Here is a 13276-nt window from a genome sequence, read left to right on the forward strand (position 1 = left end):
GCCGCGACGACGCTACGTCCCGCCCGCGGCCCGCCGCGAACCCGGGCCACGATCGGGTGGGTCCGCCGCGCCCGCGTTGACGACCGGTCCGGCTGCCAACGGTGCGGGCAGGCAGGGCAGTTACCGGTTTCCGGGCAGGCAGCCCGCCACCGCCGGCAGGTCCTGCTCGGCGATCGGCGCATCCGCCGGCCGCACCTCGCGGGCCGGCTCCTGCAAAGCGCCCAACTCCCCGGCCATCGCCAGCACTTCACCGGCCACCGTCACCGAGGCGACGATCGCGCCGATCACCACCACCAGCTTCCACGCCGCCCCCGCCCCCGGCCCGCCGCAGCGCCGCACCCTGTCCGCCGCAGCGCCGCAGCGCCGCACCCTGCCCCGCTGCTCCAGGACGGGCTGCGCGCGGTCCGGGTCGGCGTCCTTGCCGCCCGCGGGGACCATCAGGTCGCCGGTGGCCGCCGGTCCCGCACTGCCGATCACCGGCGCATCCACCAGGGCGACGCCGTACGGACGTTGTGCCCGCAGCCCGGCGACGGCCCGCGGGCCGATCGAGGACATGTCGATCCACGGGTGCCCGGCGCCGGCTCCGGGGCGAACCGCCGGGCGTGGCGGCCTCGGTGACGCCCCCGGCCCCGAGAGCGGCCCCGAGAGCGGCCCCGGGAGCGGCCCCGGGAGCGGCCCCGGTGGTGGGGGTGACGGTGAGGGCGGCCCGGGTGAGGCCGTCGGCGCGGCCGGGGGAGCGGTTCCCCCGGTCCGCGATCTCCCGGCAGGTCGCCACCCGGGAAGGCGAGTCGGGTACCGCGCTGTTCGACTGCCTGGCCCGCGCAGTGCGCCTGACCGGACACGGCCGCACCCTGCTTCCGCACGCCGAGGCGATGCCGGAACGCCTCGGCGCCACCCGCAGCGACCTGGCCGCGCTCACCGAACTCACCGCCGGGTGCCTGCGGGTGGGCGCCTTCGACAGCGCCAACGCCGCCCTCGTCCCCGCCGCCTTCCGCACCGCACACCCGCAGGTCGCGATCAGCCTCACCGAAGGCCTCTCGGCCCACCTGCTGGACCTGCTCGACGACGGCGCGATCGACCTCGCGGTCGTCGCCTGCTACGCGCAAGCCGCCTACGACAGCGAGAAGTTCGCCCTGCACCCGCTGCCGCAGGACCCGGTGCCGGCCTTCCTGCCGCCGGCCCACCGCCAGGCCGAGGCCACCCTCCTCGCGGCCTGCCTGCGCAGCGGCTTCCAGCCCCGCATCGAGGACACGGCCGCCGCCTGGAGCGCCGAACTCGGCCTGGTCGCCGCCGGGTTGGGCCTCACCCTGATCCCCTTCCTCGCCGCCCGCGCCGCCCGCGCCGCCCGTGCCGCCCGTGCCGCCCGCGCCGCCCGCCCCGACATTGCCCTCACCCCCCTGCGCCCCGGCGGCACCCCTGTCCGCCACGTCCACACGGCGACGAGGAAGGGCCGGCGTGCGGCGCCGGCGGTGGAGGCGTTCACAGCCCTGCCGGGAGAGGCCGCAGGGGGAGCGGGCGGGGGCCGCTCCTACCGGCGCAGGGCGAGGACGCCGGCCAGGGTGCTGAGCGCGGGGCCCAGCAGCAGGAGCAGGCGGCGGGGCCGGGACTGCAGGGTCAGGCGCAGCCCGCCCACACGCAACTCCAGGAACGGGCGGGCGGAACGCTGCTGTCGGCTCACGTGGATCTCCGGGGATCGGGACAACTCGGTACGTCCCCCAGCACAATGGCCTGCACGGCAGTTGCGGCAGGCCGCAACCTCGACTTGCGGCGAACGGACGCACCATGCCGGCCGTGCAACACCGAGGAGGGCGTGCGTGACGCGGGAGCAGATGCCCGTACGGCGGGGGCTGGCCCCGCTGGACGAACGGCTGTCGGAGCCGGAGCGGCGCTGCGCGCAGCGCCTGCGGGAGCTGCGGGAGCGGATCGGCCTGTCCTCGCAGGAGTTGGCCGAGCGGCTGAGCGGGGACGGGATCCGCGTCGACCGGACCCGGCTGTCGAAGTTCCTCAACGGCCGGGAGGTGCCCCGCCGCGAGATCGCGCAACGGCTGCACCGGCTGGCGGCCGCGTGCGAGGGCGGGGAGGTCTCGCCGCAGGAGGTCGCGCAGACCCGGGCGCTGATGTACGCGGCGGCGTGCGAGCGGAGCCCGCTGCAGGCCCGCGAGTTCGAGCTCGCCACCGCCCGCGAGGACCTCTACCGCCACCGCGCCCGGGCCGTCCAGGAGTTGGCCGACCTCAAGCAGGAACTCCAGGACGAGCGCGTCCGGCGCCAGGACGCGGAGCAGGCCCTGGAGGACCTGGTCTCCCGCGGCCGTGAGGAGGCCCGCATGCTGACCGAGGAACGGGACGCCGCGCTTGAGCGCATAGCCCGGCTCGAAGAGCAGATCCGGCAGGCCAGGGCCGCGCTCAGGCTGCGGGAGCGGGCCGTCGAAACCCTCGACCAGCTCTCGTGCGCCACGGATGTCGAACTGGCCGTGTGGGAGGGCGGCGGCCCGGGGGGCCTGGCGGGGATCTGCGCGGCGGTCGTCCACCTGCGCGACGCCGACGAGGACGAAGCAGCCGAACGACTCATCGAACAGACCGTGCTGGGCTACGCCGTCCGGGACGTCATGCGTCTCGTCGAGGAGTTCGAGGCGATGCGCCGGGTGTACGACAGCACCAGCGTCGAGCGTGCGCTTGCCCGGCTGCGCAAGCCCGTCGACCTCTTCCACTTCCTCTCCCGGGAGAGCGGGGAGGCAAAGGCGCGCTCGGCCCTGCTGACGGCGGTGGCCTCCTTCGCGCCCGTCGAGCACCTCGTCAGGCTTCACAAGGCCTGTGTGGAGCACGGGAGTTCGGAGCTGGACAGCGCTCTTCGCCGGGCCATGCTCAAGGAGGGACGGACGGTCCCGCAGACCAGCGAAGGCATGTGGGCGATGGACCTCAGGAACGCACTGGGCGTCTGAACGGACGGGCGGGACCGGGGTCCGGCGCCGGCCCGACCGGCGTGAGCGGCCTTGACCTCAAGGCGGCTTGAGATCCTACGGTCGATCGCATCCAGGCGATCAGCGGCCGGACCGGACCGGCAGAAGGAGAACAGGACATGACGACGATCAACACGTACGCGCCGGAGGTCATCGCCGCCCAGCCCATCGGCGCCTGGAGCGGGCAGACCTACCGCCGCGTGGTGGGCGCCCTGCGCGAGCAACTCGCCGTGGAAGGCCTGACCCAGCCGCACTGGTGGACGCTCAACCACGCGGCCGGCCGCCCCGGCGGCTGGACCCGCACGGCCCTCACCCAGCGCCTCACCCCCTACGACGACCAGGACACCGCCTTCGACACCGTCTACGACGACCTGATCGCCCGCGGCTGGCTCACCGAGGACGCCGACGGCGCCTTCACCCTGACCGAGGCCGGCGAAGCCGCACGCCTGCGCGCCCGCGACCGCAACCTGCGCATCCACGAACGCGCCCACGAAGGCATCGACCCCGACGACTTCGTCACCACCATCAACGTGCTGCGCCGCATGGTGGCCAACATGGGCGGCAACGGGAACCTGCCCGACTGAGGCGCCGGACGGGGGAGCGGGGACACAGGGGAGCGGGGGAGCGGGGGCGGGAGAGCTGAGGCGCGAGGAGCGGGGGCGTCGGGGCACTGGGGGGAATTGACCCATGGAAACGGTCACCGATTGCCACCTGATCATGGGCCTTTCCGGCCGTAGGTTGATCACATGACGACGACGAACCCCGCCCCCGCCACCTCCGCCCAGGCCTGCGCCGCCGCCCCGGTCCTGACCCGCTGCGCCGAGGCCGAGACCTGCGCCGACCCCAGCTCCACCATGACCCTGCTCGCCGAGACGGACCCCGGCCAGGGCGGCTTCACCGTCTACCGCTCCAGCTTCGCCCGCGGCGCCGCCGGCGCCCCCTCGCACTTCCACACCCGGGCCTGGGAGCTGTTCTTCGTGATCGGCGGCTCGCTGGAGGTGCTGGTCGGCGAGGAGACCACCGTCCTGGGCGAGGGCGACTTCCTCGCCGTGCCCCCGCACACCCCGCACGCCTTCGCCGCCGCGCCGGGCGCCGAGGCCGACGTGCTGTTCGTGTTCACCCCCGGCATGGACCGTTTCGACTACCTGCGCCTGCTCGGCAGCGTCATGCGCGGCGAGACCGAACCCGGGGCGATCGCCGCCTCCGGCGAGCGCTTCGACAACCACTACGTCGACAGCCCCGCCTGGCGCGCCGCCCTGGCCGCCCGCACCTGAACACTGACCCCACGGCCCCCAGCCACTGCCCGGGCCGCTCGACGGGCCGGGCCGGGCCGGGTGTGGAACGGTGGAAGACCGGGGGTGCCCCGGTTGCGAGAGGAGTGGCCATGTCGTCGAAGCGCCGCCGCAAGAAGAAGGCCCGGGCCAGGCGCGGGGCCAACCACGGCCGCCGCCCCCAGTGCTGAGCGGCTGAGCGGCCGACCCGCGGCCGCCGGCGGACCTCCGCCGACGGCCGCACCCGGCCGCGTACCGAGCCCCGGGACGTCACCGTCCGTGGTCGCAGCAGCCGGTGTCCCGGGGAGTCGGCGGGCATCCGGCCGGGTGCCGGCCCCGCCACCCCACGGCAGTCAACCAACGATGGACGACGCGGCCCGGCCGCGTCGTCCATCGTTTGTCGGCCGGTGCGGCGCATCGTTCCTGGCGGCCCCGGCCACCGTCCAGGCCGCCCGGAGCACCACGGTCCACCTGGCCAACGGGAGCGGCTGTCATCGACGCCCGAGCCCCGACCCCCGAGACCGCCATCGCCTGAGCGACATCGAAGGCCCCCATCACACGATGGGGGCCTTCGCCTTGTCACAGCAGGTGTCGACCGTCATGGGTCCGGACACTTGGTGCGCTGTCGCCCCGAAGCGCGTCCAGGACGCGCACGGCATAGACCTCGGCCATACGTTCGGACACCTCGGCCGGTGTGAGCCAAGCGACCTCGACCGACTCTTCCGAGAGCCGCATCGCCTCGCTCTCCGGTCGGCAGCGGAAGACGAGGGCGACGATCCCCCGGCTCATGTTCTTGTAGACGCCGGTCAGCCGCTCGACGCCGACCTTGACCCCGGTCTCCTCGTAGACCTCGCGACGCACGCCGTCCTCAACGGACTCCGCCAACTCCAGGACCCCGCCCGGCGGTTCCCAAGCCCCGTTGTCAGCCCGACGAATCACCAGCACCCGCCCGTCCTCGCGCACCACCACCCCCGCGACGGACACCGAGTGGAGCGGCGTTGACTGGATCTTCCCGGCGCTGTTACTCATGTGCAGGAGGATAGGAGCCCTGAAGGACTATGGCGAACGGTGAGGTGGCCTCGTCGGCCACAGCGAAGTACCTGCAGATCGCGGCTGACCTTGCCGCGCAGATCAAGTCGGGCGCTCTCCCTCCCGGTGTGGTCGTGCCGAGCGAGGCCGAGCTCATGCAGCGGTACGGGGTCGCATCCGGCACAGTTCGCAAGGCTGTCGCCGAACTCCGAACGGCTCAGCTCGTCGAGACGCACCACGGTCGAGGCTCGTTCGTCCGTTCCCGCCCACCAGTACAGCGGAAGTCCACGGACCGATTCCGCCGCACCCATCGCGAAGCCGGCAAGGCCGCGTACCTCGCGGAGGCGGAGATCTCCGGCGGCATCCCGTCCGTGACCGTGCTGTTCGTGGGCCCCACAGCAGCACCTCCCGAGATCGCCGATCGTCTGGGTCTTCCAGCCGGCACCCAGGTACTGGCCCGCAAGCGCCGGTACTTCCGCGACGGGGTACCCACCGAGGAGGCCACGTCATACCTGCCGTGGGATGTCGTCAAGGACATCCCGGAAGTCTTCGCCGAGAACCCCGGCGGCGGCGGCATCTACGCCCGCCTCGAAGAACACGGACACTCCCTCGCCGAGTTCACCGAGTCCGTGCGAGCCCGGCTCGCGACCAAGCCCGAGACCAAAGCGCTCGCCCTGAGCCCCGGTGCGCCAGTGATCCACCTCGTTCGCGATGCCATTGCCACGGGTGGCCGCGTAGTGGAGGTGTGCGACACCATCATGGCCGCCGACCAGTTCGTTCTCGACTACCGCTTCCCCGCACGCGACTGACCGGCAATCAACTACCCGCAACCCGCCGCGAGATCCTTCTCGCGGCGGGTTGACTTATGTACAGGAGTCAGGCACTCTTCCGCCCACTGCTCATGTACATAAGTGCATGTGCATGGAGGCATCTCATCTGGAGGAAATGGTTGTGTCGTAGCGCGCGACCACTGGATGGCGCCGCAGCAGGAACAAGTGGCGCGACAAGTCTCTTCATCCGCACCTGACTTTCCCCGGGGTACTTCGCCATGCTCGTAACCTGCCACCCCCGCCCCCGCACGTTCGCCGCCCGCCTGGACTCGCGGACCGAATCCACGCCCCTCGCGCGGTACTTGCTCCGGGCCTACCTCGCCGCCCTGCCCGCCGGCGACCGCTACTGCGACGTCGCCGAACTCCTGCTCGGCGAGCTGTTCGCCAACGCCGTCCAGCACAGCGACGCCCCCGACGACCGCCTGATCGAGGTCCGCTTCGCGATGGCCAACTCCCGCCTGCGGCTGGAGGTCCACGACGCCGGCAGCGGCAGCCCCACCGTCCACACCGCCCAGCCCGACGACGAGCACGGGCGCGGCCTGTTCCTCGTCAGCGAGCTCGCCGAACGCTGGGGCTGCTGCCCGCGCGCCGGCGGCATCGGCAAGTTCGTCTGGGCCCTCATCGCCCCCAGCCACCCCACCGCCGCCACCGCCCACGCCGCCTGAAAGCACCCACCCCGATGCGCATCGCCCTCACCGCCAAACACCTCCTGGACACCGGCGCCACCCCCGCCCAGGCCTACGCCGCCCTCGCCCGCCGCACCCGCGCACCCCTGCGCTGCGCCCGCGCCGTCTGCACCGCCCTCGGCATCCCCGCCGCCGAAACCGCCCGCCGCCTGAACGACTGCTACGACGCCCTGCTCGCCAGCCCCCGCCCGAACAGCGAGGCCGACACCGGCGAACTCCTCGAAGCCCTCGGCGTCTTCGACGTCCCCAAACCCCTCACCCCCACCGAACTCGCCGTCATCGACCTCTTCCTGGTCGCCGTCGGCGCCATGGGCGGCATCCGCCCCGGCCACCAGCACGGCCTCCACCGCTGGTTCACCACCGGAAACCTGATCACCGCCTACCTCTCCCTCACCGCCGCCCGCCCCATGCCCCGCACCGGCGACCCCACCCTGTACTGGACCACCCTCATCCAGGCCGGTGAACTCCTCACCACCACCCCCAACCCCGACACCCGCCTCAAGTACGCCCTCCACCGCTGCCGCACCCACGCCACCCAAGAAGCCCAGGCCGCCCGCCCCTGACCAACACCCCACCCCTGCACAGGAAGTCGACCTCGCCGACTTCCTGTACAAGGGTCGGGTGTTGGTGCCGGGGGAGTCCGATCAGTCGATTGCGTCCACCGGCGCCGGCCGCCACGCCACCTGCGAGAGACCCGGTTCGGGTCGGGCGGCTTTCACCATCGGCCGAGGCCGAGCACGGTTCCACAGGTCACGTGCGTGCCGGTTGCCCTGGTAGGGCTTGATCATGGCCGGCGTCGAGAGGACTCGCAGAACACCCTCTCACGGCCGGTCGTCATGGGATTCCCGCCGGTGAGTGTCAGCAAGGCCAAGGAACTGTCCCCGCATCGACAACACGATCGGGTGGCGCCCTGACAGGCTCTCTGCGCAAAGCGGGTGTCGGACCGTGGCTGCGAGTCGGTCCGGTGCCGTTCGGGCGGGACGCGCCGAGCGGCGGCCCGCATCGAGGGGGCGAGCGGGACCCGGGGGCGTGGCGTGCGACGCGGCCGGCAGACGGAGTCGGGAGGGGACGTCCGTGTTGGAGGTACTGGGGCTGACAGCCGAGGCGACGGCTGTGTACGAGGCCATGCTCGACCATCCGGGCTACGGCCTGGACGACATAGCCGCCCATTGCGCCCTGCCCCCGTCGAAGGTTCACGACCACCTCGACGAGTTGAGTCGGCTCACCCTCGTCCGGGCCTGCGCCGAGCATCCCGGACGGATGCGGGCGGTGAGCCCCGAGGTAGGTCTGGCCGGCATGCTCGCTCTGCAGGAGGCCGAACTGGCAGCCCGTCAGGCCAAGCTCGCCGCTTCGCGCGTCGCCGTCACCCGTCTGGTCGCCGACCGAGCCAAGCACACCTCGGCCCACGGTGAACGGATCCTCGGCATGAACGCCATCCACAGCCGCCTCGAAGAGCTGGGCCGCACCGCCACCACCGAGGTCCTGAGCAGCCAGCCGGGCGTTCAGGAGCCCGAGGACCTGAACGCCAGCCGCCCGGCCGACGCCGATGCGCTCGGGCGCAACATCACGATACGGACCCTCTACCAGGACGCCGTCCGCAAGCAGCCCCATGTGGCCGTCTACGCCCACTGGTTACTGGGCCTGGGCGGCGAGGTTCGGACCGCTCCCACGATTCCCCAGCGCATGGTCGTCGTCGACCGCGCTCGGGCGCTGGTTCCGATCGATCCCGCCGACCACCGCAAGGGCGCCCTGTACGTCACCGAGCCCGGCATCCTCACCGCCCTCCTCGACTTCTTCGAGCAGGCCTGGAGCACGGCTGTCCCGCTGGGCGCCGTAGTGCCCGAGGATCCGCGCAGCGGCCTCACTCCTGCCGAGCGTGAGCTCCTGCGTCTGCTCGGTTCCGGTCTGACCGATGAGGCCGCGGGCCAGCGCCTGGGCATCTCCTCCCGCACCGTCGGCCGCCAGATGTCCTCGATCATGGAGCGGCTCGGCGCCGGCAGCCGATTCGAGGCGGGTATCAAAGCCGCGCAGAAGGGCTGGCTCTGAACCGCGCCCGTCCTCGGTCCTGACGGGCAGTGCGGGCTTGCCCGGGGCCTTCGTCCGGTCGACCGCGTGCCCCGGTCCCGCCGGGCCGTGACGGCACCGACCACGGTCCATCAGTCCTGCGCCGACCCCGACCCCGACCCCGACCCCGACTCCAACTCCGACCCCGATCCCGATCCCGATCCCGATCCCGATCCTGATCCCGATTCGGATTCCGACAGGGACCGCTGCCGGTGCTCGCGGGGTGAGAGCCCGTACGCGGCTTTGAAGGCGCGGCTGAAGTCCGAGGCGCGAGGGATGCCCCAGCGGGCACCGATGGCGTGGATCGGTACGGCGCGCTGCACGGGGTCCGCCAGGTCACGGTTCGCTCCCCGCAGCCGCTGGGCCCGGATCCACGCGGCGACGGTGTCGCCCTGCGACTGGCGGGCGAACAGGCGGTTCAGATAGCTGACGGAGATGTAGTGTGCGGCGGCGATCGCGGGCGGTGTCAGCCCGGGGTCGTGGAGGTTGCGCCGCACGTACGACCGCACGCTCTCCACCAGGACCCGTTGCCTTGCGCCGGGCGTCACCGCCGTCTCGACGTCGAGCTCCCGGGCCAGCCACACGGCTGCCAGGTCGAGCGCGACCGTTCCCAGGCGGTACCTCTCGTCGGCCCCCAGGACAGCGGCCTGCCGCTCCAGCCCGAGCAGGAACTCCGCCAGCAGCGCACCCGTCCCCTCACGTCCGGAAAGCCGCCGCCCCAGGAGGTCGCGCAGCCGGTCCGGGGACACCGACAGCAGCGACACGGGCAGGTCGATGCCCACGCCGGCGACCTGCGGCTCACCGCCACCGGACCCGTCGGCATCGAAGAACCGCCCGTCGTAGGGGTGCGAGCTGTCGATCAGCTGCAGGTCTCCGGTCCCGAACAGCTCCTTCTGGTCCCTGCCGCGCCTCAGGGCGCTGGCGCCGGCCGTCAGCAGCGTCAGGTGGTAGAACTCCTCGTCGGAGCTTCGGATCATGCGCTCGGTCCTGCGGAAGCGCGCCGACGGGAACGAGGTCCCCAGCAGGGCCACCGGTCCCAGGGCGGTGCGTCGCGCCTGTGCGGTGAAGGTGTCGACGTGCGCGCTGGTCGCATCGCACACCCGTGTCTGCCCGACCAGCTCCCGCCACTGGTCGAACTGGTCCGGCCCGGCCCGGTACTCGCTCCGGTCCGGGCTCTGCGTCCCCGCGGTCACTTTTCCACCCCTCCCCCCTGCCGGTCGGCAGGGCATCCCCACCGACATCATCGGGTACCGCGGCGGCCGGGCGTGCGGGAGGAGGGGATCGGACGGGATCGGACGGGATTCGTCGGAGGGGTATGCGGGTGCGGCCCCGACTCGGTCGAGTCGGGGCCGGCTGTCGGAGTCCTGGTGGTCCGTGGACGGAGGGGCTACTCGGCGGGGGTGCCGACGAACCCGGTCAGGTCGGTGGTGGCCCAGGCGCCGTTGGTGGGGTGGTAGGTCAGCTGCAGGTGGCCGTCGGCGTAGTTGCGGCTGTAGAGCACCAGGGTGCCGTCGGGGTTGAAGGCGGCGCTGAGGTTGGCGCCGTCGGTGGCGGGGGTGCCGGCGTAGCCGGTCAGGTCGATGGTGCTCCAGGCGCCGCTGCTGGGGCGGTAGGTCATCTGGAGGTGGCCGTTGGCCGCGTTCGCGGTGACGATGCCCAGGGTGCCGTCGGCCTGCTGGAACAGGGCGGGCGAGGAGCCGGCCGAGACCGGGGTGCCGACGGAGGTGGTCAGGTCGGTGGTGGTCCAGGTGCCGCTGTTGTTGGCGATGTAGGTGAGCTGGAGGTGGCTGTCGGCGGAGTTGCGGCTGTAGATCGCCAGGGTGCCGTCGGAGCCGGTGAAGGCGCTGACCGCGCCGTCGGTGGCGGGAGTGCCGACGTAGCCGGTCATGTCGGTGGTGGCCCAGGTGCCGCTGGGGGCGCGGTAGGTCAGGCGCAGGTGGCCGTTGGAGGAGTCGGTGGTGATCGCGCCGATCGTGCCGTTCTGCAGGGCGAAGGCCGCCGGGGCCTTGTCCGCGGTGGCCGGGGTGCCGGCGTAGGCGGTGAGGTCGGTGGTGGCCCAGGCGCCGCTGGTGGGCAGGTAGGTGAGCTGGAGGTGGCCGTCGGCGTAGTTGCGGCTGTAGATCGCCAGGGTGCCGTCGGAGCCGGTGATCACGCTGTAGGTGCCGTCGGTGGCGGGGGTGCCGACGTAGCCGGTCAGGTCGGTGGTGGCCCAGGTGCCGCCGGCGGAGCGGTAGGTGAGCTGGAGGTGGCCGTTGGCGGCGTTCGCGGTGACCGCGCCCAGGGTGCCGTTCTGCTGGACGAAGGCGGCCGGGGGGCCGCCGGCGGAGACGGGGGTGCCGGCGGTGTTGGTCAGGTCGGCGGTGGCCCACTTGCCGCCGGAGGGCAGGTAGGTGAGCTGGAGGTGGCCGTTGGCGGCGGAGCGGGTGAACGTCATCGACGTCCCGTCCGTGCCCAGCACGGTGCCCTTGTCGCCGCGGATCGCCTTGGCCGGGACGGCGGGCGCGGTGCCGCCGCCACTGCCGGTCGTGACCGGGGAGATGTAGCCGCTGATCCGCTGGCCCCACGGGGCGCTGCCCACCGAGTAGTTGGGCGTGGACTCCTGCTGGACGATGCCGTTCGGGTACCTGCTGTGGCCCTCGTTGCCGCCGGTCACGGTCATGGTGCCGTTGCCGACGGCGGTGACGATCGCGACGTGGCTGGCCCAGTCCCGGTCCGGGTTGTAGTCGTAGACCACCGCGTCCCCGGGGTGCGGGGTGCTGGACAGCGTCCCGTACCTGACGCCGTAGTCGTAGAAGCTGGCGGCCCCGTCGGTCAGGTCGCCCAGGTGCTGGACCCCGCCGCCCTGGGCCCAGGCCCACCCGGCGAAGTCGGCGCACCAGGGCTGGAGGTTGGCGGAGCTGGTCTGCCCGGCGCCGTTGCTGTAACCGCTGCCGGGGCCGTGGTTGATCTGGCTCTGGACGGCAGCGACGATGCTGCCGGCGGTGTCGGCGTGGGCGGGGACCGCAGTCATGCCCGTGACGGCGGTTGCTGCGACGGCGATGGCGACGGCGGACTTCTTCAGACGGGTGAATGTAATGGTCATGACAGATCATCCTCGGGAGGTCGGTACGCGCGGGTGCACGGAGGCGTGCGGGGTGCCCGATCGGGCGCTCGGGCCGTCTCCGGCGGCGGCTGTCCTGCAGGAACAGCCGACCGGGGAAGGCCGGGGCGTGCGGAGGGAGCGGATGGAGCGGATGGAGCAGGGGTGGAGCCGGGTTGGAACCGGGATGGAGCGGGATGAGGCGCGTCGGCGCCGGCGTCGGCCGAGGGGAATCCGCCACCGCGTCCCGGCATCCGGGGCGGGGTCGGGAGTGGACGGCTGCCCTGCAGGAGCAGCGGTCGTCGGTCCTGCGTGCGCGGGGCCGCGAGAGCGAGCGGGGCGGTCGGCACAGGGGTTCCGGCGCGGGTCAGTCGATACGTGCGGCGGGTGCAGCCGGCGCGGCGGTCACCGGTCGGTGCAGTCCGTGGCCTCCGGCGGCTCCGGGGGCAGGTAGCACCGCAGGAGCATCGGCGATGTGCGGTGGCTGCGGGCGATCAGGCTGTGCGCGCGGCAGACGGCGTCGACCCGATCGGGCCGACCCGACGAGCCCGGCGAGCCCGACGAGCCCGACGAGCCCGACGAATCCGATAGGCCGGACGAGTCGGACGAGTCGCGGCTGAGCAGGTAGAGCAGGAAGTCGATCCGGTCGTCGGCGGGCTGTGCGCTGGCGTGCTGGAGGCCGTCGGCGGGCTCGGCGTGCGCCCAGAGGGCGTCCACGGCCGCGGCTGCCTCGGCCGCTCCGACCGCCTCGGCCGCATCACCGGGCCACCGGCGTTTCAGGCTGGCGTAGACGATGTCCATCCCGTGCTCAGCTGCCCCAGCCGAGGCTGGCCTGGGTGACGCCGCCCCAGCCGAGGCTGTCGGTGGAGGTGGGCGTGGTGGGGGTGGTGACGCCGCCCCAGCCGAGGCTGTCGGAGCCGGAGACGGCCGCGGTGCTGGCGGCCGCGGCGCTGGTGGCCGCGCAGACGCCCGGGGTCATCAGGAGGGCGGTGAGCGAGACGGCGGCGACCGCGGCGGCCTGGGCGATACGGGTGCGGATCATGACGGAGCCCTTCTGACGTTGACGGGAGAGGTGTGCCGGTCCGGTGGGGCGTCCCGCGGTTGACGCTCCGTTCGGCTGCCGTCCGGGCCGATCCCTGTCGGGCTTCCCTGGCGGCGATCACTACTTTCGTCGACCGCCGGCACCGCCGGAAGGCCTTCCGGCTGTCGCCCATCGGCCTGACGGGAACCGGACGCAGTGACACGTACATGTCAAGCTTGCGTGCTGTGCAAGGGCGCATGACGCCACCTGAACCGGATGCTCACGTTCATGCCACGCAGGACGTCGATCCCGCCGGCTTCCCGTGCAGTGTGCCGGGTG

General features: G+C 72.8%; 13 protein-coding genes. 7 read left to right on the forward strand and 6 right to left on the reverse strand.

Annotated features, from left to right (window positions below):
* Nucleotides 1–120 precede the first annotated feature (120 nt).
* Nucleotides 121–825 carry an NAD(P)-binding domain-containing protein gene (locus tag BX285_RS38600; protein WP_257032979.1) on the reverse strand — a complete coding sequence of 235 codons (705 nt, stop codon included), beginning with the start codon at nucleotides 823–825 and terminating at the stop codon, nucleotides 121–123.
* Here BX285_RS38600 and BX285_RS38605 point away from each other — a divergent pair.
* The 3 genes from BX285_RS38605 to BX285_RS23095 all read left to right on the forward strand — a co-directional run bounded on the left by BX285_RS38605 (nucleotide 711) and on the right by BX285_RS23095 (nucleotide 4231).
* Nucleotides 711–2939 (forward strand): LysR substrate-binding domain-containing protein, encoded by a 2229-nt coding sequence (locus tag BX285_RS38605; protein ID WP_147465217.1) that lies wholly within the window; start codon nucleotides 711–713, stop codon nucleotides 2937–2939. The two genes, BX285_RS38600 and BX285_RS38605, sit on opposite strands and share 115 nt — an antisense overlap.
* Before the next feature lie 137 nt (nucleotides 2940–3076).
* On the forward strand, nucleotides 3077–3541 hold the full coding sequence (locus tag BX285_RS23090; RefSeq protein ID WP_097234517.1) for a MarR family winged helix-turn-helix transcriptional regulator: 465 nt from the start codon (nucleotides 3077–3079) through the stop codon (nucleotides 3539–3541).
* A 162-nt stretch (nucleotides 3542–3703) separates the two neighbouring features.
* Nucleotides 3704–4231, forward strand: coding sequence for a cupin domain-containing protein (locus tag BX285_RS23095; protein WP_121176995.1), 528 nt, complete (start codon nucleotides 3704–3706; stop codon nucleotides 4229–4231).
* 576 nt (nucleotides 4232–4807) lie between these two features.
* On the opposite strand, the gene BX285_RS23100 is transcribed toward BX285_RS23095, so the two are convergent.
* Nucleotides 4808–5269, reverse strand: coding sequence for an NUDIX hydrolase (locus BX285_RS23100; protein WP_121176997.1), 462 nt, complete (start codon nucleotides 5267–5269; stop codon nucleotides 4808–4810).
* Between the two features lie 17 nt (nucleotides 5270–5286).
* Here BX285_RS23100 and BX285_RS23105 point away from each other — a divergent pair, with 17 nt between their 5' ends.
* From BX285_RS23105 to BX285_RS23120, 4 genes are all read left to right on the forward strand, one after another.
* Nucleotides 5287–6066 carry a GntR family transcriptional regulator gene (locus BX285_RS23105; RefSeq protein ID WP_121176999.1) on the forward strand — a complete coding sequence of 260 codons (780 nt, stop codon included), beginning with the start codon at nucleotides 5287–5289 and terminating at the stop codon, nucleotides 6064–6066.
* 239 nt (nucleotides 6067–6305) lie between these two features.
* Entirely contained in the window at nucleotides 6306–6752 is a 447-nt protein-coding gene (locus BX285_RS23110; protein WP_121177002.1) for an ATP-binding protein, read from the forward strand.
* A gap of 14 nt (nucleotides 6753–6766) precedes the next feature.
* Complete coding sequence (locus BX285_RS23115; protein WP_121177004.1) at nucleotides 6767–7336, forward strand: hypothetical protein; 570 nt, start codon at nucleotides 6767–6769, stop codon at nucleotides 7334–7336.
* 511 nt (nucleotides 7337–7847) lie between these two features.
* A complete protein-coding gene (locus BX285_RS23120) occupies nucleotides 7848–8819 on the forward strand; it encodes a LuxR C-terminal-related transcriptional regulator (RefSeq protein ID WP_097239722.1) in 972 nt (323 codons plus the stop codon).
* A 110-nt stretch (nucleotides 8820–8929) separates the two neighbouring features.
* On the opposite strand, the gene BX285_RS23125 is transcribed toward BX285_RS23120, so the two are convergent.
* The 4 genes from BX285_RS23125 to BX285_RS37490 all read right to left on the reverse strand — a co-directional run bounded on the left by BX285_RS23125 (nucleotide 8930) and on the right by BX285_RS37490 (nucleotide 12958).
* On the reverse strand, nucleotides 8930–10030 hold the full coding sequence (locus BX285_RS23125) for a helix-turn-helix domain-containing protein (RefSeq protein ID WP_259470652.1): 1101 nt from the start codon (nucleotides 10028–10030) through the stop codon (nucleotides 8930–8932).
* A 194-nt stretch (nucleotides 10031–10224) separates the two neighbouring features.
* Nucleotides 10225–11919 carry a CHAP domain-containing protein gene (locus tag BX285_RS39295; RefSeq protein WP_121177007.1) on the reverse strand — a complete coding sequence of 565 codons (1695 nt, stop codon included), beginning with the start codon at nucleotides 11917–11919 and terminating at the stop codon, nucleotides 10225–10227.
* 402 nt (nucleotides 11920–12321) lie between these two features.
* A complete protein-coding gene (locus tag BX285_RS37485) occupies nucleotides 12322–12717 on the reverse strand; it encodes a hypothetical protein (RefSeq protein ID WP_183107148.1) in 396 nt (131 codons plus the stop codon).
* Between the two features lie 7 nt (nucleotides 12718–12724).
* The gene (locus BX285_RS37490) at nucleotides 12725–12958 is read right to left on the reverse strand and encodes a hypothetical protein (protein WP_183107149.1); all 234 of its coding nucleotides are present in this window, start codon (nucleotides 12956–12958) and stop codon (nucleotides 12725–12727) included.
* Nucleotides 12959–13276: the final 318 nt, after the last annotated feature.

It is taken from the genome of Streptomyces sp. 1114.5, assembly GCF_003635085.1.
Taxonomy (GTDB): domain Bacteria; phylum Actinomycetota; class Actinomycetes; order Streptomycetales; family Streptomycetaceae; genus Kitasatospora.